This window comes from Pseudomonas sp. TH21 (genome assembly GCF_016651025.1).
GTDB lineage: Bacteria > Pseudomonadota > Gammaproteobacteria > Pseudomonadales > Pseudomonadaceae > Aquipseudomonas > Aquipseudomonas aylmerensis.
Map to the genome: position 1 here is coordinate 6,296,864 of NZ_JAEKEQ010000001.1, position 23,538 is coordinate 6,320,401.

General features: G+C 61.6%; 23 protein-coding genes. 9 read left to right on the forward strand and 14 right to left on the reverse strand.

Going from position 1 to position 23,538, the window contains the following annotated elements; all coding sequences use genetic code 11:
• The first annotated feature begins 155 nt into the window (after positions 1–155).
• A complete protein-coding gene (gene serA, locus JFU04_RS28045) occupies positions 156–1,385 on the forward strand; it encodes a phosphoglycerate dehydrogenase (RefSeq protein ID WP_065902258.1) in 1,230 nt (409 codons plus the stop codon).
• Between the two features lie 68 nt (positions 1,386–1,453).
• Here the strand turns inward: serA and JFU04_RS28050 are convergent, their stop codons facing one another.
• Positions 1,454–1,894, reverse strand: coding sequence for a DUF4399 domain-containing protein (locus JFU04_RS28050; protein ID WP_065902261.1), 441 nt, complete (start codon positions 1,892–1,894; stop codon positions 1,454–1,456).
• A 134-nt stretch (positions 1,895–2,028) separates the two neighbouring features.
• On the opposite strand from JFU04_RS28050, the gene JFU04_RS28055 reads away from it, so the two are divergent.
• Positions 2,029–2,505, forward strand: a complete 477-nt coding sequence (locus JFU04_RS28055; RefSeq protein WP_065902263.1) for a transporter substrate-binding domain-containing protein — start codon at positions 2,029–2,031, stop codon at positions 2,503–2,505.
• A gap of 79 nt (positions 2,506–2,584) precedes the next feature.
• Here the strand turns inward: JFU04_RS28055 and JFU04_RS28060 are convergent, their stop codons facing one another.
• Together JFU04_RS28060 and JFU04_RS28065 are read right to left on the reverse strand one after the other, a co-directional pair.
• Complete coding sequence (locus tag JFU04_RS28060) at positions 2,585–3,067, reverse strand: DUF523 domain-containing protein (RefSeq protein WP_201146085.1); 483 nt, start codon at positions 3,065–3,067, stop codon at positions 2,585–2,587.
• A gap of 2 nt (positions 3,068–3,069) precedes the next feature.
• Entirely contained in the window at positions 3,070–3,702 is a 633-nt protein-coding gene (locus JFU04_RS28065; RefSeq protein ID WP_065902265.1) for a 2OG-Fe(II) oxygenase, read from the reverse strand.
• 131 nt (positions 3,703–3,833) lie between these two features.
• On the opposite strand from JFU04_RS28065, the gene JFU04_RS28070 reads away from it, so the two are divergent.
• Positions 3,834–4,586, forward strand: coding sequence for a DUF2059 domain-containing protein (locus JFU04_RS28070; protein ID WP_065902266.1), 753 nt, complete (start codon positions 3,834–3,836; stop codon positions 4,584–4,586).
• Between the two features lie 19 nt (positions 4,587–4,605).
• On the opposite strand, the gene JFU04_RS28075 is transcribed toward JFU04_RS28070, so the two are convergent.
• Positions 4,606–5,547, reverse strand: a complete 942-nt coding sequence (locus JFU04_RS28075; protein WP_201146086.1) for an alpha/beta hydrolase — start codon at positions 5,545–5,547, stop codon at positions 4,606–4,608.
• Positions 5,548–5,646: 99 nt separating this feature from the next.
• Between JFU04_RS28075 and JFU04_RS28080 the strand changes: the two genes are divergently transcribed.
• The 4 genes from JFU04_RS28080 to JFU04_RS28095 all read left to right on the forward strand — a co-directional run bounded on the left by JFU04_RS28080 (position 5,647) and on the right by JFU04_RS28095 (position 8,305).
• A complete protein-coding gene (locus tag JFU04_RS28080) occupies positions 5,647–6,225 on the forward strand; it encodes a DUF6436 domain-containing protein (RefSeq protein ID WP_201146087.1) in 579 nt (192 codons plus the stop codon).
• Between the two features lie 90 nt (positions 6,226–6,315).
• Positions 6,316–6,672 carry an EamA family transporter gene (locus JFU04_RS28085; RefSeq protein ID WP_065902270.1) on the forward strand — a complete coding sequence of 119 codons (357 nt, stop codon included), beginning with the start codon at positions 6,316–6,318 and terminating at the stop codon, positions 6,670–6,672.
• Positions 6,672–7,085, forward strand: coding sequence for a DMT family transporter (locus tag JFU04_RS28090; RefSeq protein WP_106802356.1), 414 nt, complete (start codon positions 6,672–6,674; stop codon positions 7,083–7,085). The genes JFU04_RS28085 and JFU04_RS28090 overlap by 1 nt, the downstream gene beginning before the upstream one ends.
• Entirely contained in the window at positions 7,082–8,305 is a 1,224-nt protein-coding gene (locus JFU04_RS28095) for a DegT/DnrJ/EryC1/StrS family aminotransferase (RefSeq protein ID WP_201146088.1), read from the forward strand. Before JFU04_RS28090 ends, JFU04_RS28095 begins: the two co-directional genes overlap by 4 nt.
• Here JFU04_RS28095 and JFU04_RS28100 read toward each other — a convergent pair.
• The gene (locus tag JFU04_RS28100; protein WP_201146089.1) at positions 8,283–9,161 is read right to left on the reverse strand and encodes a hypothetical protein; all 879 of its coding nucleotides are present in this window, start codon (positions 9,159–9,161) and stop codon (positions 8,283–8,285) included. The genes JFU04_RS28095 and JFU04_RS28100 overlap by 23 nt on opposite strands.
• Entirely contained in the window at positions 9,158–10,264 is a 1,107-nt protein-coding gene (locus JFU04_RS28105) for a GNAT family N-acetyltransferase (protein ID WP_201146090.1), read from the reverse strand. The genes JFU04_RS28100 and JFU04_RS28105 overlap by 4 nt, the downstream gene beginning before the upstream one ends.
• A gap of 171 nt (positions 10,265–10,435) precedes the next feature.
• Between JFU04_RS28105 and JFU04_RS28110 the strand changes: the two genes are divergently transcribed.
• Complete coding sequence (locus JFU04_RS28110) at positions 10,436–12,790, forward strand: penicillin acylase family protein (RefSeq protein WP_201146091.1); 2,355 nt, start codon at positions 10,436–10,438, stop codon at positions 12,788–12,790.
• Positions 12,791–12,897: 107 nt separating this feature from the next.
• On the opposite strand, the gene JFU04_RS28115 is transcribed toward JFU04_RS28110, so the two are convergent.
• A complete protein-coding gene (locus tag JFU04_RS28115) occupies positions 12,898–13,863 on the reverse strand; it encodes a GlxA family transcriptional regulator (RefSeq protein WP_201146092.1) in 966 nt (321 codons plus the stop codon).
• Between the two features lie 311 nt (positions 13,864–14,174).
• On the opposite strand from JFU04_RS28115, the gene JFU04_RS28120 reads away from it, so the two are divergent.
• Entirely contained in the window at positions 14,175–14,816 is a 642-nt protein-coding gene (locus tag JFU04_RS28120; protein ID WP_065902282.1) for an HD domain-containing protein, read from the forward strand.
• Between the two features lie 175 nt (positions 14,817–14,991).
• Here the strand turns inward: JFU04_RS28120 and JFU04_RS28125 are convergent, their stop codons facing one another.
• The 7 genes from JFU04_RS28125 to JFU04_RS28155 all read right to left on the reverse strand — a co-directional run bounded on the left by JFU04_RS28125 (position 14,992) and on the right by JFU04_RS28155 (position 23,381).
• Positions 14,992–15,876: an ABC transporter permease subunit gene (locus JFU04_RS28125; RefSeq protein ID WP_065902284.1), complete on the reverse strand. Its 885-nt coding sequence runs from the start codon at positions 15,874–15,876 to the stop codon at positions 14,992–14,994.
• Positions 15,873–16,793 (reverse strand): ABC transporter permease subunit, encoded by a 921-nt coding sequence (locus JFU04_RS28130; protein WP_065902286.1) that lies wholly within the window; start codon positions 16,791–16,793, stop codon positions 15,873–15,875. Before JFU04_RS28130 ends, JFU04_RS28125 begins: the two co-directional genes overlap by 4 nt.
• The gene (locus JFU04_RS28135; RefSeq protein WP_065902288.1) at positions 16,790–17,932 is read right to left on the reverse strand and encodes an ABC transporter ATP-binding protein; all 1,143 of its coding nucleotides are present in this window, start codon (positions 17,930–17,932) and stop codon (positions 16,790–16,792) included. The genes JFU04_RS28130 and JFU04_RS28135 overlap by 4 nt, the downstream gene beginning before the upstream one ends.
• A 74-nt stretch (positions 17,933–18,006) precedes the next feature.
• Entirely contained in the window at positions 18,007–19,101 is a 1,095-nt protein-coding gene (locus JFU04_RS28140; RefSeq protein WP_106802349.1) for a polyamine ABC transporter substrate-binding protein, read from the reverse strand.
• Positions 19,102–19,310: 209 nt separating this feature from the next.
• Positions 19,311–20,405 (reverse strand): polyamine ABC transporter substrate-binding protein, encoded by a 1,095-nt coding sequence (locus JFU04_RS28145; protein ID WP_065902887.1) that lies wholly within the window; start codon positions 20,403–20,405, stop codon positions 19,311–19,313.
• 194 nt (positions 20,406–20,599) lie between these two features.
• On the reverse strand, positions 20,600–21,964 hold the full coding sequence (locus JFU04_RS28150; protein ID WP_065902292.1) for an aspartate aminotransferase family protein: 1,365 nt from the start codon (positions 21,962–21,964) through the stop codon (positions 20,600–20,602).
• A 58-nt stretch (positions 21,965–22,022) separates the two neighbouring features.
• The gene (locus JFU04_RS28155) at positions 22,023–23,381 is read right to left on the reverse strand and encodes a glutamine synthetase family protein (protein WP_065902296.1); all 1,359 of its coding nucleotides are present in this window, start codon (positions 23,379–23,381) and stop codon (positions 22,023–22,025) included.
• Between the last annotated feature and the right edge of the window lie 157 nt (positions 23,382–23,538).

A 23,538-nucleotide genomic window follows, 5' to 3' on the forward strand; every position in this document is an offset into this window, starting at 1 on the left:
CAGGAATGAGTGTTTAGCGGGGCGCGTATGCTAGCATACCGCCCCCGCAGGACAGAGCCCAAGGGCGTTTCTGCGGTGACGGCTTTCCTGCCGTCCGGGTCAGCTTAAGCGATCCGATTCCCTGCCATTTTTCTCCGGGATACAGGTTTACGCAGATGAGCAAGACTTCTCTCGATAAGAGCAAGATCAAGTTCCTTCTTCTGGAAGGCGTCCACCCATCGGCCGTCGACGTTCTGAAGGCCGCCGGGTACTCCAGCATTGAGTACATCACCAGTTCTCTGCCGGAAGCCCAGCTCAAGGAAAAGATCGCCGACGCGCACTTTATCGGCATTCGCTCCCGCACTCAGCTGACCGAAGAGATCTTCGACCACGCCAAGAAACTCGTGGCGGTCGGCTGTTTCTGCATCGGCACCAACCAGGTCGACCTCAATGCAGCGCGCGAGCGCGGCATCGCGGTGTTCAACGCCCCGTACTCCAACACCCGTTCCGTCGCGGAACTGGTGCTGGCCGAGGCGATCCTGCTGTTGCGCGGTATCCCTGAGAAGAACGCTTCCTGCCACCGTGGCGGCTGGATCAAGAGCGCAGCCAACTCCTTCGAAATCCGGGGCAAGAAGCTGGGTATCGTCGGTTACGGCTCGATCGGCACCCAACTGTCGGTCCTGGCTGAAGGCCTGGGCATGCAGGTGTTCTTCTACGACACCCTGACCAAGCTGCCGTTGGGCAACGCCACCCAAGTGGCGAGCCTGACCGAGCTGCTGGGCATGTCCGATATCGTCACCCTGCACGTGCCGGAAACCGCTGAGACCCAGTGGATGATCGGCGAGAAGGAAATCCGCGCCATCAAGAAAGGCGGCATCCTGATCAACGCTGCACGCGGCACCGTGGTCGAGCTGGACGCCCTGGCCGACGCGATCAAGGACAAGCACCTGATCGGCGCCGCCATTGACGTGTTCCCGGTGGAGCCACGCTCCAACGACGACATCTTCGAAAGCCCGCTGCGTGGCCTGGATAACGTGATCCTGACCCCGCACATCGGCGGTTCCACCGCTGAAGCCCAAGCCAACATCGGCCTGGAAGTGTCGGAGAAGCTGGTCAAGTACAGCGACAACGGTACGTCGGTGTCCTCCGTCAACTTCCCGGAAGTGGCGCTGCCGGCTCACCCTGGCAAGCACCGTCTGCTGCACATCCACCAGAACATCCCTGGCGTGATGATGGAGATCAACAAGGTCTTCGCGGAAAACGGCATCAACATCTCCGGTCAGTTCCTGCAGACCAACGAGAAGGTTGGCTACGTGGTGATCGACGTCGACGCCGAGTACTCGGACCTGGCACAAGAGAAGCTGCAGCACATCAACGGCACGATTCGTAGCCGCGTGTTGTTCTAACGCTGCAAACGCTGCACAAAAAAATGGGAGACCCACAGGGGTCTCCCATTTTTTTGTCTGAACAAATCTTACTTGACGTTAACCGTGATGACTTTCGACGCTACAGTCGGGTTGAACTGCATGTGCAGTTTGTCGCCAGCTACGAGTTGCAGCGTGTGCTTGCCTGGGGTGAGGGTCAGTTCGGTTTCGGTCTGGGCCTTGCCGTAGTGAATCACGGTGTCGGTGGCGGGAATCGGCACGCTGGCGTCAGGCAGTTCTTTCTGGTCGACCAGCAGATGGTGGTGGCCGGTACCTGGATCCTGGCTGGTAGCCGGAGCCAGTTTCAGACCTTCCATGCCGAATTTTACGGTGAAGGTTTTATCCACGGTGGCGCCGTCTTTTGGCGACACGATAAATACCTTGGCGCCTTCAGGTGGCGCGCTGCGCGGGATACCGTCGGCGGCAGTGGCCAACATCGAAGCACCCAGCAGCAGGCTGGCCAGGGTGGCACGGGACAATAAGGCTTTCATTCGCTTCTCCAGTTTTTCCAGGAAATCTGTTCGGTTATGACAACTTAGCGACAAATTGCTGTCCAAGGCACTCAACACCATAGCAAAGCGATGCTGAACGGCGCCTCGCACATTCGAAATCTCTAGGAGTGACCATGCGCTTTTCGCCTGGCCTGTTACTTTTGCTTCCCCTCATGAGCCCTTTGGCTCACGCCGAACTGGTTGATGATGTGTTTGATCGCGGCGAACTGCGCATCGCGCTCGAAGCCAACACCCCGCCGTTCAACTTCAAGGAAGGCGACAAACTCACCGGCTTCGAAGTGGAACTTGGCGAGCAATTGGCCAAGGAAATGGATGTACGCCCCTCGTTCATCACCACCGATGACACCGACCTGCTGCCAGGCGTGGCAACCGGCAAGTACGACGTGGCCATCAACCATATCGCTATGACTGCCGAGCTGCAGGATCGTTTCGATTTCAGCGAGGCCTACCTCGAAAAGCCGCAACTGGCGATTCCCTTCCAGAAGGGCAACCCGGCGTTCAAGGCGAGCCTGGACAAGGCGTTGCAGCGCGTGAAGGCCGATGGCCGATTGAATGCGCTGACCCAGAAGTGGCTGGAACCCCAATTGTAGGAGCCGGCTTGCTGGCGATAGCAATCCTCCAGCCACCTCATCTGCAGCTGATTCACCGCGGTCGCCGGCAAGCCGGGTCCTACAGGTGATTCAGCGCCTGGGCCGCTTGGGGTAGTTCCAGCTCACTGAACACCTGCACCCCATGCTGCCTGAGCAGCGCCGCGGTCACGCCTTCGCCGCTGACTTTCACACCGGTAAAGCTGCCGTCGTAGGTCAGCAGGTTGCCGCAGGATGGGCTATTGGCCTTGAGGATGGCGATGCGGATGTTGTGGCGCTGCACCAGCGCCAGGGCCTGGCGGGCGCCGTCGAGGAAGGCGGCGCTGAAGTCCTCGCCCTCGGCCGTCAGCACCTGGGCGCGCCCTTCCCACACATCGACGCCCTGCCCACCCGCAATCTCGGCCGCCGGGCGCGGCGTGGGCAGGCCACCCGAGACCTCGGGGCAGATCGCAACCACACGGCCTTCGGCCTGCCATGCCGCCAGTTGGTCGAACGGCCCGCTGGCCCCGCCGTCATAGCGCACCTTGTGGCCAAGCAGGCAGCGACTGATCAGAATCTTGTGCATGATTAAAACGGCTCGTTGCCCCGCCGCCGAAACCAGCCGGTGAGGGACAGGCGTTCGCGCGTGGCGGGCATGACTTCGTGGGGCACCTCGCCCGACAGGAACACCACCAGGCAACCGCCGGTGGGCACCACATCGTATTCGACGCCGTCCTTGAGGTACATGCGTAACTGGCCACCGTGCTCGGGCAGCCAGGCGTCGTTCAGGTAGATCACCGCCGAGACCATGCGCCGGTCATCGTCACGGAAACGATCGAGGTGCTTGAGGTAAAACGCCCCGGGCGGGTACATCGCGAAGTGGCTTTCGAAATCTTCCAGACCCAGGAACAGGCTGCGGTTCATCGCCAGGCGCAGGCTGTCCATCAACCCCATATAACGGTCGCAGACCGCCGCATCCCCCTCCTCCAACCACTGGATATGGTCACCGCGAATGCCCTCGCGAATCTCCTGGGCCGGCCCGCGGCCGACTGCCGCCGGGGCCAATTCACCTTCGGCCGCACGTTTACGGCACTCAGCCGCCAGTTCCAGGGTCAGAGCCTGGGGCAGGAAGCCGTTCTGCTGCGACCAGCCTTTTTCGGCCAGGTCATCAACGATGCGTTGCAGCAGGGGGTGATCGAGGGGTATTTGCATGGCGCGCATAGTATCCATACGCCTGGGAATCCGACAGAGCCGCCGAGCGTCTGAACACACTTTAGTCAGGTGACCGATAGGATTTCTCGACAAATCCTACGCCCGACACGGACAATAGTGGCCGACTGACAGGAGTCCATATGCGTCGTTTGTTTTTTTCCTTGCTGATGTTCTGCGTTTTGCCCGCTTGGGCAGACGGCCATGACCAGTTGTACAAGGTCGCCGGCTGGGCCGAACAACGTGCGCATTTCAATGACGCCCTCAGTGCCGCCCAGCAACGCTACCGCAATAGCCTGCCGCCGGCGGTGTACCAGGCGCTGGTCGACAACAGCAATAAACGCTTTGCCGCCCAGGCCATGGACCAGCGTGCCGAGGCGCAATTGCGCAAGAACCTCGCCGACCCTGCACCTGCCCTGGCGTTTTTCCAATCGCCGCTGGGCCGCAAGATCGTCGCCGCCGAGTTGCTCGCGACCCGCCGTGACCAGTTGGCCAAAAACGCCCAGGGCCTGCCGCACATCGAAGCCGACGCCACTCGCAGCCTGATCATCGGCCACCTGGCGCAAGCCCTGCCGGCACGCGAGGCCGGTGCGGAAGTCAGCCTGGCCATCGCCGGCGTCGCCGCCGACAGCCTCAGCCAGATGATCCCCGGCCTGCTGGGCGGTGGTCAGGCCCAGGGCATGTTGAACGGCCAGCGCGAGCGGCTGATGCAACAGATCGGCAATGACTTGAACAATACGTTGCTGTACGTCTACCGGGACTTGTCCGACCCTGAGCTGGAAGAATTCGCCACTTTTGCCGAATCGCCGCAGGGCAAGGCGTATTACCAGGCCGCCCTGGCAGCCATTCGCGCAGGCCTGGCGGTGGGCCAAAGCACTTCCAGCCTGGCCCCCTGACCCTCTGTAGGACCTGGCTTCAGCTCAGGTGGCGAGTCAGAAAGTTGAAGTACTCCTGGCGAATCTCGGGAATCTCGTTCGCCAGGTGATGCCTGCCCCGCGCCAACATCAATACCTCGGGCTGGTCGAACTTGCCGCGCAGCACCTGCAAGTTGTGCTGCCAGTCCACCGTCATGTCTTCCTCACCCTGCACAATCACCGGTCGCCGTGGGCTGCGCGGCGCGGCTTCGATGCGCTTGATCCAGCGCGCCAGGGCGCCCACCCACGCGGTGGGCAGTTGGCGGGGCTGCAGCGGATCGGCTTCCAGGAACGGCTTGAAGGCCGGGTCATGAGTGTTGTCGCTGAAGCGCCGCGCAATGCCTTTGACGAACGGGCGCAGCAGGTAATAGCTGACCTGCGACCAACCCCACGCACGCGGCCGCACCAGCGGTGACAGCAGGAAGGTCTTGCCCTGTGCCGGGCTGTCGGCGCCGTGGTTGAGCAGGTGATCGACCACCACCGCGCCGCCGGTGCTTTGCCCGAACAAGTGCCAGGGCTGCGGCAATTGCAGGGCCCGAGCCTGCTCGAACAGCGCCTGCACCACGTGCTGGTACACGGCGAAATCATCGATGCTGGCGCGCGCGCCACTGGATAACCCATGGCCCGGCAAGTCGCAGGCGATGACCACAAAGCCCTGGTCCAACGCCCACTCCACCACATGGCGATACAGGCCCATATGGTCGTAGAACCCGTGGAACATGAACATCGTCGCCACCGGCTGCGGCGGCCACCACACCTGCGCGACCACCGCAAACCCATCGACCTCGAAACGCCCCAGCCGGCTTACCGCCGGCACTTTGCGCGCCGCCAGGTCCAGGCCGTAGAAGCGCTGGTAGACCCGCGCCTCGGCGCTGAGCGGTTGCGCATCCACCAGGGGCCGCAAGCTTTCGCGCAGATGATCAGGGTCAAAGGTAACGGGCATAAAGGGTTCCAGACTGACGGTGAAGATGAATATCGAGCTGCGATATTCATCTGTCAGGACAAGCATGGCAAGCTACGCGACCTGCGAGGATAGATCTGAATGCGACAGCCTTACCGTACCGCCCTGTTCGCCAGCCTGATCCTGATCATCTGCGCCGGTGTGCTGTGGGCGGCCTATGACTGGTTCCAGGGCCGCTACCTGCGCGCGTTCAGCGAACACACGGCGGTGTTCTCCGGCGACGCCCTGCGCCTGCCCGCCGAACTCGCCGGCACGGGCCCGATCCGCCTGGTGCACTTCTGGGACCCGGCCTGCCCCTGCAACGTCGGCAACCAGCAGCACCTGGGCGAATTGATCGAGCAGTACGCGCCCCAGGGCGTGGAATTCTATGCCCTGCAAAAACCTGGCAGCCACGGCCGGTTGCCCGACAACCTGCGCAAGATGAAAACCCTGACCGCCCTGCCCGGTGCCGACCAAGTACCGGCCAGCCCTGCGGTGGGCATTTGGGATCGCACCGGCAAGCTTGCGTATTTCGGCCCCTACAGCGAGGGGCTCACGTGCAATTCGAGCAACAGCTTCATCGAGCCGATCCTGAAGGCCCTGGACAGCGGACGTGAAGTGAATGCCACGCACACCCTGGCGGTGGGCTGCTATTGCGCATGGAGCAAAGCGCCAAACTGAACGCAGGCTGTTCAACGGACAAACTCCAATCACCCGGTCAACCGGCTGCTGTATCGTACGTTTTCGCAGAGAGTGTAAGCGTAGGAATACATGAGCCAGTTAACCATCATCCTCTGGATGCTGAACGTTATCGTCGACACCTCCGGCCAGCTGGCCTTCAAGGCCGCCGCGTCGGCCAGTGCCGAGCATGACGGTATCGCCCACTGGAAACACATGCTCAAGCGCCCGTGGATCTGGCTGGGCGTGATCTGCTACGTCTTCGAATTCGTATTGTGGCTGGCGTTCCTGACGCTGGTGCCGTTGTCGGTCGGGGTGATGCTGGGCTCGATCAACATCGTCGTGATCATGATTGCCGGCCGTTTCCTGTTCAAGGAGAGCCTGAGCAAATGGCGGTTGATCGGCATCATGCTGATCGCCTGTGGCGTGACCGTCGTGGGGTTTGAATGATGAAGCGCTTCTATATCCTCGGTTTCCTCGCGCTGATCGTTTTCGACACATTGGCGCAGGTGAGCTTCAAATTCGCCTCGGTGCACGCCGAGCCGCTGACGTTGGACGCCGCGTGGCTGGTGCGCGTGTTTGGCGCACCGTGGATCTACGGCGCGTTCGTCGGCTACATCGGCGCGTTCTTCACCTGGATGACCTTGCTCAAGTACGCCCCGGTGGGCCCGGCGTTCGCGGCGTCTCACCTGGAGCTGATCAGTGTCACGCTGATCTCCGTGTGGCTGTTCGACGACACCCTGACCCTGCCGAAAATCGTCGGCGGCGCGCTGATTATTGCCGGGATCCTGTGCCTGGCGCGTAGCGAAGACAAAGACAGTCAACAGGTCGAGGTCGAGCCGTCGCAGGCCCCCGCCTCATGACCCGCCGGTGGGAAATCCCACCCACCGCAGGCCTGCCCTTGCGCTGGCGGGATTTGCTCAACCTCTCGGGCGACCTGGCCCCGGCGCTGGCCCGTCAATTTTCGCTGCCACTCCCCACCCTGACCTGCTCCGGCACCGCAGCACTGATTATCGCCCTGCGCGTCTTGCAGCAACGCATGCCCGGCCGCACCCGGCTCATCGTGCCGGCCTACACCTGCCCGCTGGTGGCGCTGGCCGCCCACTACTGCCCGCCGCTGCGCGTCGTACCCTGTGATTTGCAGCCCGACAGCATCGACCTGGACGAGCAGCAACTGGCACAGCTGTGCGATGAAAGCACCTTGGCCGTGGTGGTCACCCACCTGGCCGGGCGCGTGGCGGATGTCGACGCGGCCAAACGCATTGCCGGCGCGGTCGGCGCGGCGATCATTGAAGACGCCGCGCAAGCCATGGGCGCACTCGACGATGGCCGCAGCGTCGGGCTCAAGGGCGATGTGGGGTTTTTCAGCATGGCGCTGGGCAAAGGGCTGACCACCGCCGAAGGCGGCGTGCTGTTCAGTCGCGACCCGGTGCTGCATCAGGCGCTGCACCGCCACTGCCGACAGGACCTGCCCTTCAGCCTGCGCTGGGAGCTGCAACGCAGCGCCGAACTGTGGGGCTACGCCCTGCTCTATCAACCACGCGGCCTGCATTACGTGTATGGCAACGCGTTGCGCAAGGCGCTGGCCAATGGGGATGAAGTGGCCGCAGTGGGCGATGACTTTTCGGTCTACGACATCCCGCTGCACCGCCTGGGCGGCTATCGCCAGAAGGTCGGCGCGGCGGCACTGGCTCGCTTGCCGGACCACCTGCAACAAGGCCGCGCCCGCGCTTTGCGCCGTGCAGCGCGCTTGAACACCTTGCCCGGCGTCACGGTGATCATGGACAGGCCAGGGCAGCAAGGCACCTGGCCATTCCTGATGGTGGTGATGCCCTCTGCAGACGCCCGCGATGCGGCCATGGCCCGGCTGTGGACCTCAGGCTTGGGCGTGACCCGCCTGTTTATCCACACCTTGCCGGGCTACGCCGAGGTACTGCCGCTGTTGCAGCCGGGTGGCGATATCACTCGAGCCCAGGCCTTCGCTGCCCGCACGCTGTCGATCAGCAACAGCCATTGGCTGAGCGATGCGCTGTTCGAGCAGATAGTCGACCAACTCAAGGTTATCGTCGCCAGGCCTGATTGATGTGTGCCACCAGGCGACTGTTCAGAGCGTTCTGCTGCTGTTGCCAGATCTGCACCTGCGCCTCAGGCAAGGCTTCCTGGCCGTCGGACGCACTCAGCCAGCGCTTGAATCGGCTTTCATAGTGGTAGGCCGACACATCGCCGGTGATGTCTGCGCCGATGACCTGGCCCTGGCAAGCGCTGATCAGGTCAGTCAAATGGTGCTCCAGAAACTCACCCTGGTCCCAGTTGGTGTTCACCACCTGCGGGCTCAGCACGTCTTTATCGATGGACAGGTACACCGGCAGCGAGCGGTCAAACTGCGCCAGGAACGCACGCATCAACTCATCCGGGTTGCCGAAGGCGCGATTGCTGCGACCGGCGCCGATCCAGTTCATCCAACGGGTATCGACGTTGACGTTCCAGTAGGTCAACTTGCGCTTGAGCAGCGGCGACCAGTGATTTTCCCAGGCATGGCCCAGGCCGATGTCCTGCGAGCCAATGCCGAGTACATGCACATGCTCGACCTGGCGCAAACGGCTGGCCCAGTAGACCCATGAGCCGCAGTGGATACCGAACGGGTAGCGCATGTTGTCCGGGTGATTGTCACAAATGATCAGCTGGAATTTCTGCTGCATCGGCAGGCGGTTCAGCAACAGTTGGCTGAGGTGGTGATAGTCGCCGCTGCCGGTGAACACACAGCCGTAATCGCTGGGCATCTGCGCGTCCAGGGCCGTTTCCAGCGCATTGAATTGCGCCCAGCGACAGCCAAAACGGATCTTTTCCTGCCAGTCCTGCAGCGCCAGGGTGATCGCGCCGGGAATATCACTGACGGCGCCATCGAAGTCCAGAATCAGCGGGGCTCGGTCCGTGTTCATTCGGTTTTCTCCTGGTGCCACTGCCCCTCGCCTTCAAAGTGATGGCGCAATCGCTTGCCGAGCGTGCGCAACAGTGGGTTGCGTATCCACACCAGGTGGCGGGTCAAGGTGAAGTCCGCGCCGAGGCTGGCCTTGACCTGCGGGTCGGTCCAGCCCGCCACATAAAACTTCAGGCCATTGGCCACGGCGTACTCCAGGTTCACGAACCAGCTGACGAAGTACAGGTTGAACTCCAGCGCCTGCGGGTAGTTGAGGCCAATGTACTTGTCGAGCAGCTTGTCGCCCTCCACGTAGCACAGGTTGTAGCCGATCAGTTCATCGCAGTGCCAATAGCAGAACACGCGCCCGTTGCTGTCGGCGTCCCTCAGCAGGCTGCTGAAGAACTCAGGGGTGAGCAGGTCGAAATGGATCTCGCTCTGGTCGTACACCGCCCGGTACAGCCCATACAAATGCGCCAGCCAGGCTTCATCGTTGAAGCGCGCATCGCCGGTGTCGAGGATCTCCACGCGCAACGCCTCACGACTGCGCAGCTTGCGTCGGATATTGCGACGCCGGCTGTGGGACAAACGCGCCAGGTACTCATCAATCGTGGTGAAGTTGATCGGCACATACGCCAGCGCCTGGCCCTCGAGGCTGATAAAGCCGCGTCGGGTGCAGTCATCGATCAGCGCTTGCGCGTAGCGGTTGTCCGCCTCGCTGAGCAGTGGGGAGTTGCACGGCACGTCTTTGACGATGGTGAGTTTGCGCTGCGGCGCACACCCATGTTGCAGCCACTGCGCGAGGTCCTCGGGCGCCACCCCCTGGGGCAGCGGTGAGTATTCACTGACGGTGGTGCCCACGAAGCAGCTGTCGATTCGCAGCCAGCGGTTCCAGAAGCGATAGCCGGGCCAACCGCGCACACGCTTGACGAACGCATCGTCGGCGGTGGTCAACAGGTCGAACGGGGTAAAGAAATAGGGCAGGCCCTGGTCCGATAGCCGTGCATCAAAGCCCACCGGCGGGTGCTGCAAAAAGCGCCCGATCAGTGACTGCGCTTCCAGGCTGCACGCGTAGGCAACCTGGGGACGGCTGGAGTCGGGCATCGGTTGCATGGCGCAAGTCATGGCAAAAAGCTCAAAGATGACAGGTGCAATAATAGCCGCTTCGGGGCGTTCCCCACTTGAACCTCGGCTGTCGGCGAGACGCATCAAGATGCAATACCAGCATTTCCCGCAGTGTCCACCAAACCGATTAGACTCCCTTGACCTTCAAGGTGAATGACTCAAGGACCGTCCATGAAACGCAGCCTGACCGTGCTCGCTATCCTGATTGCCGCCCTCCTGGCCGGCGCCGGCTGGTATGTCTACAGCAAGCAGCCGACCCGCCAGGGCACCGAAACACTGGCGAACCTGCAAGGCACGGTCACCGTGCGCTACGACGACCGTGGCGTGCCACACATTCGCGCCGAGAACGAGAGCGACCTGTACCGCGCCCTCGGCTACGTGCATGCCCAGGACCGTCTGTTCCAGATGGAAATCATGCGGCGCCTGGCGCGCGGCGAATTGGCCGAGGTGCTCGGCCCCAAGGTGCTGGAGACCGACAAGCTGTTTCGCAGCCTGCGCATTCGCGACCGTGCTGCCACCTACGTGGCGCAACTGGACCATGAGTCGGCGCACTGGAAGGCACTGCAAGCCTATCTGGACGGCATCAACCAGTATCAGGACAGCCACGCCAGTCCGATGGAATTCGACGTGCTGGGCATCCCCAAGCGGCCGTTCACCGCGGAAGACACCATCAGCGTCGCCGGGTACATGGCCTACAGCTTTGCCGCGGCCTTTCGTACCGAGCCCTTGCTGACTTACGTACGCGACCAGTTGGGCAGCGACTACCTCAAGGTCTTCGACCTGGACTGGCAACCCAAGGGTGCGCTCAACCTGGCCGACAGCGACTGGAAGACCCTCGGCGCCCTCGCCTCCCTGAGCGAGCAGGCCCTGGCGGACAACGGCCTGCCGCAGTTCGAAGGCAGCAACGCCTGGGCCATCAGCGGCAGCCGCACCAAGAGCGGCAAACCGTTGCTGGCGGGTGACCCGCATATCCGCTTCTCGGTGCCGTCGGTGTGGTACGAGGCGCAACTCTCCGCGCCGGGCTTCGAGTTGTACGGTTATCACAACGCGCTAGTGCCGGTGGCCTTCCTGGGGCACAACCTGGACTTCGGCTGGAGCCTGACCATGTTCCAGAACGATGACCTCGACCTGATCGCCGAGAAGGTCAACCCGGACAACGCCAACCAGGTCTGGTACCACGGCCAGTGGGTCGACATGACCCACAGTGAGCAGCAGATCGCCGTAAAGGGCCAGGCGCCCGTGACACTGACGCTGCGCCAGTCGCCCCATGGGCCGATCATCAATGACGTGCTTGGCGAGAACGGCGGCAACACGCCGATCGCCATGTGGTGGGCGTTCCTCGATACCCAGAACCCGATCCTCGAAGGCTTCTACCAGCTCAACCGCGCCGACACCCTGGCCAAGGCGCGCGCGGCGGCGGCCAAGGTCTCGGCGCCGGGGCTGAATATCGTCTGGGCAAATGCCAAGGGTGATATCGGCTGGTGGGCGGCGGCGCAGTTGCCGATTCGCCCGGCCGGGGTCAATCCTGGGTTTATTCTCGACGGCAGCACGGCACAGGCCGACAAGCTGGGGTTCTACCCCTTCAGCGCCAACCCCCAGGAAGAAAACCCGGCGCGCGGTTATGTGGTGTCCGCCAACGCCCAGCCGGTATCGCCCACCGGCATGGAGATCGCCGGTTATTACAACCTCGCCGACCGTGGCCAGCAGTTGAACACGCAGTTGAGCGACAAGAGCGTGAAGTGGGACGTGAATAACAGCCAGGCGTTGCAGCTCGGCACCACCACCGCCTTCGGCCCACGCCTGTTGGCACCGCTGCTGCCGGTACTGCGTGAAGTGGTCAAGGATCCGGCGCAGCTGAAACTGGTGGAGCAGTTGGCCACGTGGAAAGGCGATTACTCGCTGGACTCCACCAGTGCCACCCTGTTCAACCAGTTCCTGTTCAACCTGGCCGACGCCACCTTCCACCCGAAACTGGGCGATGGCATGTTCAAGACCCTGCTCGGCACCCGCGTGATCGACGCCGCCTTGCCTCGCCTCGCGGCCAGTGCCGACTCGCCGTGGTGGGACGGTAAGCGCGCCGACACGGTCAAGCTCGCCTGGGACAACAGCCTCGCGCACCTCAAGGCGACCTTCGGCGATGATCCGAGCCAGTGGCAGTGGGGCAAGGCGCACACCCTCACCCATGGCCACCCGCTGGGCTCGCAGAAGCCATTGGACCTGATCGTCAACGTCGGCCCCTTCCCGGCCCCCGGCACCCACGAAGTGCCGAACAACCAGTCGGCGAACATCGGCCCGGCGCCGTGGCCAGTCACGTACGGCCCGTCGACGCGTCGCCTGATCGACTTCGCCGACGTGGCCCACGCCCTCACCATCAACCCGGTCGGGCAAAGCGGCGTGCCGTTCGACAAGCACTACGGCGACCAGGCAGAAACCTACATCGAAGGGGGCTACGAGCAGGCGCATTTCAGTGACGAGGAAGTCACCGCGAATACGCGCGGCACGTTGAAGCTGCTCCCAGCCAGATAACCGCGATCACTGTGGGAGCTGGCGCATCACCTCTGTTTCCGCGAGGGACCGAGGTGCCTGTATCGCAGGCAAGCCAGCTCCCACAGGTCGACCCACGCTCACCCCCCTCAAACCGGCGCCGCAAAGTTGAGCCGGAACTGTTGCGGCGTCACGCCCAGCCGGCGGTTGAACACACTGCGCATGTGCTGCGCGTCACGAAACCCGCATTGGTAGGCGACCGTCTTCAACGGCGCCGGGCTACTTTCAAGCATCACCCGCGCCGCATCCACCCGCGCCCGCTCGACAAACTCCGCCGGAGTGATCCGCGCTTCACGGGCGAACACCCGCGAGAAGTTGCGCGCGCTCATGTTGGCAGCCTTGGCCAGGTCGGCGATGCCCAGGTCTCCGGTCAGGTTGGCCAGCACGTACAACTGCACCAGCGCCACCGCCGAGGTACTTTCAGCGTGAGGCGTCAGGAACGGGCTGAACTGCGATTGCCCGCCAGAACGCTGGGTGAACACCACCAGGCGCTTGGCCACACTCAAGGCGACCTCCGGGCCGTGGTCCTGGGCTAGCAGGTACAACGACAAATCGATACCCGCCGTGACCCCGGCCGAGGTGTAGAGGTTGGCATCCTGCACATACAGCCGATCGGCCTCGACCTGGGCCGAGGGGCACAACCGCGCCAGGTCGGCGGCATCATTCCAGTGGGTGGTGACGGTCTTGCCCTCCAGCAATCCGGCGCGGGCCAGCATGAACGCACCATTGCAGATCGAACCATAGCGTTGCGCCCGGCCAGCGGCGCCGCGCAGCCAATCATCGAACGCCGGGCCGAAATCCTCGAACGGCAATTGCGGGCCACCGGCTACCAGCAGCAGGTCATAGGCCTGCAGCGCCTCGCTGTAATGCCGGTGGGCCTGCAATGACAGGCCGTTGGAGGCGGCCATCGTGCCGTGGCCAAAACCGATGACTTCCAGTTGGTAGTGATCCGGCGGCGCCAGAAAACGGTTGGCCTCGCAGAACACATCCATGGGGCCGGTCACGTCCAGAGACTGGACGCCGGGGAAGATCAGGATGGCGACGGTTTTGCCCATGGGTGGTAAGCCTTGATTAACTGAATGAACACAAATCCCCTGTGGGAGCGGGCTTGCTCGTGAATACGGTATGTCAGTTGATACAGGTGTTGACTGAATCACCGCATTCGCGAGCAAGCCCGCTCCCACATTTTGATTTTCGCAGGCTTCGATGGATCAATCGCCAGCTACACCCTAGCCGATTTTGTCTTGGCACGATGTGGCAGCACATTGGCCGGGATCGCATCCTCGCCGCGATGGCCCGTTCGCGGGTGCGCGACCACACTGGACACCTCGGCGCCAACCCCGGCGCTTGCCTGAGGAGAACGACCATGAGCACCACCATCGCCGGCATCAAGATCCCGGACAGCGCCTTGGCCAAGGCCACTACCGAATACATCCGCGACATCGAATCCGACCTGCTCTACCACCACTCCCGCCGGGTGTTCCTGTTCGGCGCATTGAGCGGTGAGCGCAAACAGTTGGCCTACAACCCGGAGCTGTTGTACGTCGGCGCGATGTTCCACGACCTGGGCCTGGTCGAGGGCCATCGCAGTGACGACGAGCGTTTCGAAGTCGATGGCGCCAATGCCGCCGCCGCGTTCCTCAAGCCCTACGGCCTGAGCGATGACGATATCGAACAAGTGTGGCTGTCGATCGCCCTGCACACTACGCCGGGCGTGCCGCAACACCTGCGCCCGACCGTGGCGCTGGTCACCGCCGGCGTGGAAATGGACGTGCTGGGCATGGACTACGCCGCATTCAGCACTGTGCAGCGCGAAGCGGTGGTGCATGCGCATCCACGGGGTGAGGGGTTCAAGGAGTGCATCATCTGCGCATTTGCCGACGGCTTGCGCCATCGTCCGCAGACCACGTTTGGCAACGTGAAGACCGATGTGCTGGTGGATCAGGAGCCGGGGTTCAAGCCGATGAATTTTGTCGAGGTGATTCGCAAATCGCCCTGGGTAGCCTAACCCCCCGAACCCTGTGGCGAGGGGGCTCGTCCCCCGTTGGGCCGCGCAGCGGCCCCCTTCGGCCACCGCATTCTTTCAGACAGAATGCGGTATCCGGTTTTGGGGCAACTGCGCAGCCCAACGGGGGACAAGCCCCCTCACCACAAAAGCCCGCACATTTCGACCGCGCCGGGTTTTAGACCGGAGCCGGCGCCCGGCGCTTGTCCGGCTGCTGCCAGCCATCGGCCGCCGCCTCTTCAATCGCCTGCTGGATCGCCTTCTTGCGCAGCTCTTCGGCACGGCGGCTGAAGAACCACACCAGGAAGGTCACCAGCGACACCGCCAGCAGAATCAGGCTGGCCACGGCGTTGATCTCGGGTTTGACCCCCAGGCGTACCGCCGAGAACACTTCCATCGGCAAAGTGGTCGATCCCGGGCCCGACACGAAGCTGGCCAGTACCAGGTCATCCAGCGACAGCGCGAAGGACATCATCCCACCCGCCGCCAATGACGGCGCGATCATCGGGATGGTGATCAGGAAGAACACCTTCCACGGCCGCGCGCCGAGGTCCATCGCCGCCTCTTCGATCGACAGGTCCAGCTCCCGCAGACGCGCCGACACTACCACCGCCACGTACGCCGCACAGAAGGTGGTGTGGGCGATCCAGATCGTGACGATGCCACGCTCCTGGGGCCAGCCGATCATCTGCGCCATGGCCACGAACAACAGCAACAGCGACAGACCGGTGATCACTTCCGGCATCACCAGCGGCGCCGTCACCAGGCCGCCGAACAGCGTGCGGCCCTTGAAGTGACTGATGCGTGTCAGCACGAACGCCGCCAACGTACCCAACGCCACTGCCGCCACCGCCGTGTAGCAGGCGATTTCCAGCGAGCGCATCACCGAGCCCATCAACTGGGTGTTGTCCAGCAGGCCCACGTACCACTTGATCGACCAACCGCCCCACACCGTCACCAGTTTGGATTCGTTGAACGAGTAGATCACCAGGATCAGCATCGGCAGGTAGATAAACAACAACCCCGCCACCAGCATGAAGCTTGAGAAACTGAAGCGCTTCATATTTTGCCCTCCATCTCTTTGGCTTGGCTGCGGTTGAACAGGATGATCGGCACGATCAGGATCGCCAGCATCACCACCGCCAGGGCAGACGCCACCGGCCAGTCACGGTTGTTGAAGAATTCTTGCCACAACACTTTACCGATCATCAGGGTTTCCGGGCCGCCCAGCAGTTCCGGAATCACGAACTCGCCCACCACCGGGATAAACACCAGCATGCAGCCGGCGATGATGCCGTTCTTGGACAGCGGCACAGTGATCTTCCAGAAACTGTTGAAGGTGCTCGAACCCAGGTCCGAAGCGGCTTCCAGCAGGCTCTGGTCGTGTTTCACCAGGTTGGCGTACAGCGGCAGGATCATGAACGGCAGGTACGAATAGACCACGCCGATGTACACCGCGATGTTGGTGTTGAGGATCTGCAGCGGCTCGTTGATCAGCCCGATGGACATCAGGAAGCCATTGAGCAGCCCGTTGTTGCTGAGGATGCCCATCCACGCATACACGCGGATCAGGATCGCAGTCCAGGTCGGCATCATGATCAGCAGCACCAGTACGGTCTGCATCTCTTTGCGCGCGCTGGCAATCGCGTAGGCCATCGGGTAGCCGATCAGCAGGCACAGCAGCGTGCTGAAGAACGCCATTTTCAGCGAGCCCAGGTACGCGGCGATGTACAACTCGTCGTCGCCGAGCATCGCGTAGTTGGCCAGGTTGAGCACCAACTGCAGTTTCTGCTCAACGAAGGTGTAGATCTCGGTGTAAGGCGGGATCGCCACGTCGGCTTCGGCAAAGCTGATCTTCAGGACGATGAAGAACGGCAGCATGAAGAACAGGAACAGCCACAGGAAGGGAATGCCAATGACCGCATGACGGCCACTGGGGGTTATTCGTTGCAGGCGGCGCTTGAGCTTCTTCATATTCATGAGCGAAGTACCACGCCGCTGTCGTCTTCCCACCAAACGTAGACCTGGTCACCCCAGGTCGGTCGTTGGCCACGGCGCTCGGCGTTGGCCACGAAGGACTGCACCAGCTTGCCGCTTGGCAGTTCCACGTAGAACACCGAGTGCCCGCCGAGGTAGGCGATGTCGTGCACCTTGCCACTGGACCAGTTGTGCTCGCAGGTCGGCATTTCGGTGGTGACCAGCAGTTTTTCCGGGCGAATGGCGTAGGTCACCGACTTGTCTTCCACCGACGTGGCGATGCCGTAGCCCACGTAGATATCGCGGTCCAGGTCGGCGCACTTGAGCACCGCGTGGCCTTCGGCGTCATCCACCACCACGGTATCGAAGATGTTGACGTTGCCGATGAACTCGCACACCAGGCGGCTGGTAGGGGTCTCGTAGATGTCGATCGGGCTGCCGATCTGGGCGATCCAGCCCAGGTGCATGATCGCGATGCGCTCGGCCATGGTCATGGCCTCTTCCTGGTCGTGGGTCACCATCACGCAGGTCACGCCGACGCGCTCGATGATCTCGACCAGCTCCAGCTGCATCTGCGAGCGCAGTTTCTTGTCGAGGGCGCCCATCGGCTCATCGAGCAGCAGCAGTTTCGGACGCTTGGCCAGCGACCGCGCCAACGCCACCCGCTGGCGCTGGCCACCGGAGAGCTGGTGCGGCTTGCGCTTGGCGTACTGGCTCATCTGCACCAGCTTGAGCATTTCGGCCACGCGGGCGTCGACCTCGGCCTTGGGGATCTTGTCCTGTTGCAGGCCGAAGGCGATGTTCTGCGCGACGGTCATGTGCGGGAACAGGGCGTAGGACTGGAACATCATGTTGATCGGCCGCTCGTAGGGCGGCATGTCAGTGATGTCTTCGCCGTCGAGGTAGATGCGCCCCTCGGTCGGGCGTTCGAAACCCGCGAGCATGCGCAGCAAGGTGGACTTGCCCGAACCCGAACCGCCGAGCAGGGCGAAGATCTCGCCCTTCTTGATTTCCAGGGACACATCGTCCACGGCAATCGTCTCGTCGAACTTCTTCGTGACCCGGTCGATTTTGACCAGCACCTTTTTCGGTGTCTGGTCGCCCTCGAGGGCTTTCTTATAGGCGCCGGAGGCAACTGCCATTTACGAAACTCCCAGAAAAAAAGAGTGCGGTTCACCCGTGGCGGGCGAACCTTGGATAGTTTGAGCTTTAAGCCTTACTTGCCCGTCTTGACCTTGGTCCAGCTACGGGTCATTAAACGTTGCACTTTCGGGGGTAGCTCGAAGTTGACGAATGTCCGGTCGAGAACCGCCTGCGGTGGGTAAACCGCTTCGTCGGTGCGTATCGATTGCTTCATCAGTTTGTCCGACCCCGGGTTAGGGTTGGCGTAACCGACGTAATCACTGACCTGGGCGATCACCTCAGGTTGCAGCAAATAGTTGATAAAGGCGTGGGCCTCTTTGACGTTGGTCGCATCCTTGGGGATCGCCAACACGTCAAACCACAGGTTGCCGCCTTCTTTCGGAATCGCGTAGGCGATGTTCACGCCTTTGCCCGCCTCGGCCGCACGCGCCTTGGCCTGGAACACATCACCTGAGAAGCCCGCTGCCACGCAGATGTTGCCGTTGGCCAGGTCCGAGATGTATTTGGAAGAATGGAAGTAGGTCACGTAGGGCCGAACTTTCAGCAGCTTCTCTTCGGCCTTCTTGTAGTCCTCGGGGTTGGTGCTGTTGGGGTTCAGGCCCATGTAGTTGAGCACCGCCGGCAGCATTTCATCCGCCGAGTCCATGAACGACACACCGCAGGTCGCCAGCTTCTTCATGTTTTCCGGTTCGAACAGCACGGCCCAGGAATCGATATGGTCGACGCCCAGCACTTCCTTCACTTTATCGACGTTGTAACCAATGCCGTTGGTGCCCCACAGGTACGGTACGGAGTACTGGTTACCCGGGTCGTTCTTTTCCAGGCGCTTGAGCAACACCGGGTCGAGATTGGCGTAGTTCGTCAGCAATGACTTGTCGAGCTTCTGGAACGCCCCGGCCTTGATCTGCTTGCCCAGGAAGTGGTTGGACGGCACTACCACGTCGTAGCCGGTACGCCCGGCGAGCAACTTGCCTTCCAGGGTTTCGTTGGAATCAAACACGTCATACACCGGCTTGATACCGGTGGCCTTCTCGAAGTTGGCCAGGGTGTCCGGGCCGATGTAGTCCGACCAGTTATAAACATGCACAGTCGGTGCGGCCTGCACGCTGACAGCCAGCGTGATACCTGCACCTACCAGCAAGGCTTTGCGAAATAAAGAAAATGGCAAGTGGAGGTCCTCTTAAATAGTTGGGCCCAAAGTTGTTGCCCGGCAACAAAACCGGCGCGCAACTTACCCTCGATAAACCGATCCGGCAAAACTTTCTGTCATTTAATGTGTGTGAGGGGGACTTGCCCCCAATGGCGGTGTGTCAGCTTGCACAGGTGTTTCTGATACAACGCCATCGGGGGCAAGCCCCCTCCCACAGGTTTTAAGGCTTACTTGCCCGACTTGATCTTGGTCCAGCTGCGTGTCATTTCACGCTGTGTAGCAGCCGGCAAGTCTGCAATGGCGTAGAGCTTGGCCTGCACATCCGCTGGCGGGTAGATGCCCGGGTCGCTGGTGATGTCTTTGTCGACCAGTGCGGTGGCTTTCTCGTTACCGTTCGGGAAACGTACGCTGTCGGTGATCGCCGCCATTACTTTCGGCTCGAGCAGGTAGTTCATGAACTTGTAGGCGGCTTCGACGTTCTCGGCATCTTTAGGGATGGCGACCATGTCATAGAAACTGCCGGCGCCTTCTTTCGGAATGTCGTAGGCAACCTTGACCTTGCCACCGGCTTCAGCCGCGCGGGACTTGGCCTGCTGGATGTCACCCGAGTAACCCACGGCGACGCAGATGTTGCCGTTGGCCAGGTCCGAAATGTACTTGGACGAGTGGAAGTAGCCGATCGAAGGACGCAACTTGAGGAACAGTTCTTCGGCTTTCTTCAGGTCTTCTTTCTTCTGGGTGTCGGTCGGCAGGCCCAGGTAGTGCAGCGCCACCGGCAGCATTTCGGTTGGCGAGTCGAGGAAGCTCACGCCGCAGCTTTTCAGCTTGGCGATGTTTTCCGGCTTCATCAGCACGTCCCAGGAATCGATCTTGTCGACGCCGAGCGCAGCCTTGACCTTCTCCGGGTTGTAGCCGATGCCGATCGAGCCCCACATGTACGGGAAGGCGTGCTTGTTGTCCGGGTCGCTGACCGACACGGCTTTGAGCAAGGACTTGTTCAGGTTGCCGTAGTTGGACAGCTTGGACTTGTCCAGCTCCTGGTAGACGCCGGCCTTGATCTGCTTGGCGAGGAAGTTGTTCGACGGTACGACGATGTCGTAGCCGGACTTGCCTGCCAGCAACTTGGCCTCCAGGGTCTCGTTGCTGTCAAAAACGTCGTACACCACTTTAATGCCCGACTCTTTTTCAAAGTTGGCGATGGTGTCCGGTGCAATGTAGTCGGACCAGTTGTAGACGTGCAGCACTTTATCGTCTGCCTGGGCCGCGCCCGCCATTGCGCCCATCAGGGACAAGGCGAGGAGAGTCTTGCCAGCGTTCTTCAAACCTAATGCCTTCATTTGGTGATGCTCCAATTTTTTCTTTTTTGGGCCACAGCTCTTGTGTCTGGCAGCCCTTCGAAAGGGCAACAAAACAGGGCGACAGTCTGGCAAGTTCCGGGGCCGGCTTTCAACCAAAGCCCCGTTTTTATAACAACCCAGACGCAGCGCCCGAAGCCGCTGCGCACTGAGCCTAGCACTTAGCCCTGCAATGCCGCCAAAGTCAGGTCCAGGCACTGCCGCGCCTTGGTCACCAGCTCGTCGATTTCAGCCTTGCTGATCACCAGCGGCGGCGAAATGATCATGGTGTCGCCCACGGCGCGCATGATCAGGCCATTCTCGAAGCAGAACGTGCGGCAGATCATGCCCACACCACGGCCTTCGTAACGCTTGCGCGTCGCCTTGTCCTGCACCAGCTCGATTGCACCGAGCATGCCCACACCGCGAACTTCACCCACCAACGGGTGATCAGCCAGCTCCCTCAAACGCTTTTGCAAATAGGGTGCCGTTTCGTCATGCACACGCTTAACAATTTGTTCATCACGCATGATGCGGATGTTTTCCAGGGCGACTGCTGCCGCCACCGGGTGACCGGAATAGGTGAAGCCGTGGTTGAAATCGCCGCCTTCGTTCAGCACCGCGACCACTTCGTCGCGCACGATCAGGCCACCCATCGGGATATAGCCCGAGGTCAGGCCCTTGGCGATGGTCATCATGTGCGGCTTGAGGTCATAGAAATCGCTGCCGAACCACTCACCAGTACGGCCGAAACCGCAGATCACTTCATCAGCGATAAACAGGATGTCGTACTTGGCGAGGATTTCCTTGATGCGCGGCCAGTAGGTGGCTGGCGGTACGATCACGCCACCGGCGCCCTGGATCGGCTCGGCAATAAACGCACCCACGTTGTCCACGCCCAGCTCCAGAATTTTTTCTTCCAGCTGGTTGGCCGCCCACACGCCGAACTCTTCCGGGCTCATGTCGCCGCCTTCACCGAACCAGTACGGCTGGGCGATGTGGGTGATGCCCGGGATCGGCAGGTCGCCCTGCTCATGCATATAGGTCATGCCGCCCAGGCTGGCACCGGCCACGGTGGAGCCGTGATAGCCATTCTTGCGCGAGATAATGGTTTTCTTGTTCGGCTGGCCCTTGATCGCCCAGTAGTGGCGAACCATGCGCAACATGGTGTCGTTGCCTTCGGAGCCGGAACCGGTGAAGAACACGTGGTTCATGCCGGCGGGGGCGATGTCGGAAATGGCCTTGGCCAGTTCCAGCACCGGCGGGTGAGCGGTCTGGAAGAAGAGGTTGTAGTACGGCAGTTCTTTCATCTGCTTGGCGGCGGCGTCAGCCAGTTCATCGCGACCGTAACCGATCGCCACGCACCACAGGCCGGCCATGCCGTCGAGGATCTTGTTGCCTTCGCTGTCCCACAGGTAAACGCCGTGGGCTTTGGTGATGATCCGTGGGCCTTTCTCTTTCAATTGCTTGAAGTCGCTGAACGGCGCCAGGTGATGATCGCTGCTCAAGGCTTGCCATTCACGGGTTTGCGGGTTGTTGCTGGACATACCAATCTCCTAGACATTTCAGGTGAGGGCGCGCCGTTCCCACGGCGCGCCCGGCGCATCAGACGGCGAAGAGCAGGAATTCCCGCTCCCACGAACTGATCACGCGCTTGAAGTTTTCATGCTCGGCCCGCTTGACCGCGACGTAGCCTGTGATGAATTTTTGACCCAGGTATTTCTCGATGGTCTTGCTGTTTTCCATGCGTTCCAGGGCATCCTCGATGGTCAACGGCAGGCGCAGGTTGCGGCGCTCGTAACCACGGCCCACCACCGGCGCACTCGGGTTATGGCCTTCGACCATGCCGATGTAGCCGCACAGCAGGCTGGCGGCAATCGCCAGGTACGGGTTGGCGTCGGCGCCCGGCAGGCGGTTTTCCACGCGGCGGTTCTGCGGGCCGGCATCCGGCACACGCAGGCCGACGGTGCGGTTTTCTTCGCCCCACTCCACGTTCACCGGCGCCGAGGTGTCCGGCAGGAAGCGACGGAACGAGTTCACGTTGGGAGCGAACAGCGGCAGCAATTCAGGGATGAATTTCTGCAGGCCGCCAATGTGGTTGAGAAACAGCTGGCTCATGGTCCCGTCTTCATTGGAGAAGACGTTCTTGCCGGTGGCGATGTCGATGATGCTCTGGTGCAGGTGCATCGCGCTGCCGGGCTCGCCGGTCATCGGCTTGGCCATGAAGGTGGCGGCCACGTCGTGCTTGAGCGCGGCTTCGCGCATGGTGCGCTTGAACACCAGGATCTGGTCGGCCAGGGACAGCGCATCGCCGTGACGGAAGTTGATTTCCATCTGCGCGGTGCCGTCCTCGTGGATCAGCGTGTCGAGGTCCAGCTCCTGCAGCTCGCACCAGTCGTAGACGTCTTCGAACAAGGGGTCGAATTCGTTCGCCGCTTCTATAGAGAAGGATTGGCGACCGGTCTCCGGGCGACCGGAACGGCCGATCGGCGGTTGCAGCGGGAAGTCCGGGTCTTCGCAGCGTTTGGTCAGGTAGAACTCCATCTCCGGCGCCACGATGGGCTGCCAGCCGCGGTCGGCGTAGAGCTTGAGGACTTTCTTGAGCACGTTGCGCGGCGACAGCTCGATCGGGTTGCCTTGCTTGTCGTAGGTATCGTGGATCACCTGGGCGGTGGGCTCGATGGCCCAGGGCACCAGGAACACCGCGTTCTGGTCGGGGCGGCAGATCATGTCGATGTCGGCCGGGTCGAGCAATTCGTAATAGATGTCGTCTTCGACATAGTCGCCGGTCACGGTCTGCAACAGAACGCTCTCGGGCAGGCGCATGCCTTTTTCGGCGATGAACTTGTTGGTCGGCGAGATCTTGCCCCGGGTGATCCCCGTCAGGTCGCCAATCATGCATTCGACTTCTGTGATCTTGTGGTCTTTCAACCAATCGGTGAGCTGGTCGAGGTTGTTACTCATAAATGCCTCTGGGCTGGGTTTCCTGACATCCATTAAAAGGTCAGGCGTTGGTTGACGCAGCATCCGCGTCGTCTCTTCGTTCAGGGTAGGAGCTTACCTGCCATTTGCTGCAGCGTTGCATTCCTCAAGCCAAAGTCGTGCAGAATCATGAGCAGCA

What these genes read in the sequence shown, in the direction of transcription:
- JFU04_RS28135 (WP_065902288.1), bottom strand. Translation starts at nt 17,932, where the DNA reads ATGGCAGTTGCCTCCGGCGCCTATAAGAAAGCCCTCGAGGGCGACCAG.
- JFU04_RS28050 (WP_065902261.1), bottom strand. Translation starts at nt 1,894, where the DNA reads ATGAAAGCCTTATTGTCCCGTGCCACCCTGGCCAGCCTGCTGCTGGGT.
- JFU04_RS28095 (WP_201146088.1), top strand. Translation starts at nt 7,082, where the DNA reads ATGACCCGCCGGTGGGAAATCCCACCCACCGCAGGCCTGCCCTTGCGC.
- JFU04_RS28115 (WP_201146092.1), bottom strand. Translation starts at nt 13,863, where the DNA reads ATGGGCAAAACCGTCGCCATCCTGATCTTCCCCGGCGTCCAGTCTCTG.
- JFU04_RS28150 (WP_065902292.1), bottom strand. Translation starts at nt 21,964, where the DNA reads ATGTCCAGCAACAACCCGCAAACCCGTGAATGGCAAGCCTTGAGCAGC.
- JFU04_RS28055 (WP_065902263.1), top strand. Translation starts at nt 2,029, where the DNA reads ATGCGCTTTTCGCCTGGCCTGTTACTTTTGCTTCCCCTCATGAGCCCT.
- JFU04_RS28070 (WP_065902266.1), top strand. Translation starts at nt 3,834, where the DNA reads ATGCGTCGTTTGTTTTTTTCCTTGCTGATGTTCTGCGTTTTGCCCGCT.
- JFU04_RS28085 (WP_065902270.1), top strand. Translation starts at nt 6,316, where the DNA reads ATGAGCCAGTTAACCATCATCCTCTGGATGCTGAACGTTATCGTCGAC.
- JFU04_RS28065 (WP_065902265.1), bottom strand. Translation starts at nt 3,702, where the DNA reads ATGCGCGCCATGCAAATACCCCTCGATCACCCCCTGCTGCAACGCATC.
- JFU04_RS28155 (WP_065902296.1), bottom strand. Translation starts at nt 23,381, where the DNA reads ATGAGTAACAACCTCGACCAGCTCACCGATTGGTTGAAAGACCACAAG.
- JFU04_RS28105 (WP_201146090.1), bottom strand. Translation starts at nt 10,264, where the DNA reads ATGACTTGCGCCATGCAACCGATGCCCGACTCCAGCCGTCCCCAGGTT.
- JFU04_RS28100 (WP_201146089.1), bottom strand. Translation starts at nt 9,161, where the DNA reads ATGAACACGGACCGAGCCCCGCTGATTCTGGACTTCGATGGCGCCGTC.
- JFU04_RS28075 (WP_201146086.1), bottom strand. Translation starts at nt 5,547, where the DNA reads ATGCCCGTTACCTTTGACCCTGATCATCTGCGCGAAAGCTTGCGGCCC.
- JFU04_RS28120 (WP_065902282.1), top strand. Translation starts at nt 14,175, where the DNA reads ATGAGCACCACCATCGCCGGCATCAAGATCCCGGACAGCGCCTTGGCC.
- JFU04_RS28110 (WP_201146091.1), top strand. Translation starts at nt 10,436, where the DNA reads ATGAAACGCAGCCTGACCGTGCTCGCTATCCTGATTGCCGCCCTCCTG.
- serA (WP_065902258.1), top strand. Translation starts at nt 156, where the DNA reads ATGAGCAAGACTTCTCTCGATAAGAGCAAGATCAAGTTCCTTCTTCTG.
- JFU04_RS28060 (WP_201146085.1), bottom strand. Translation starts at nt 3,067, where the DNA reads ATGCACAAGATTCTGATCAGTCGCTGCCTGCTTGGCCACAAGGTGCGC.
- JFU04_RS28090 (WP_106802356.1), top strand. Translation starts at nt 6,672, where the DNA reads ATGAAGCGCTTCTATATCCTCGGTTTCCTCGCGCTGATCGTTTTCGAC.
- JFU04_RS28080 (WP_201146087.1), top strand. Translation starts at nt 5,647, where the DNA reads ATGCGACAGCCTTACCGTACCGCCCTGTTCGCCAGCCTGATCCTGATC.
- JFU04_RS28130 (WP_065902286.1), bottom strand. Translation starts at nt 16,793, where the DNA reads ATGAATATGAAGAAGCTCAAGCGCCGCCTGCAACGAATAACCCCCAGT.
- JFU04_RS28125 (WP_065902284.1), bottom strand. Translation starts at nt 15,876, where the DNA reads ATGAAGCGCTTCAGTTTCTCAAGCTTCATGCTGGTGGCGGGGTTGTTG.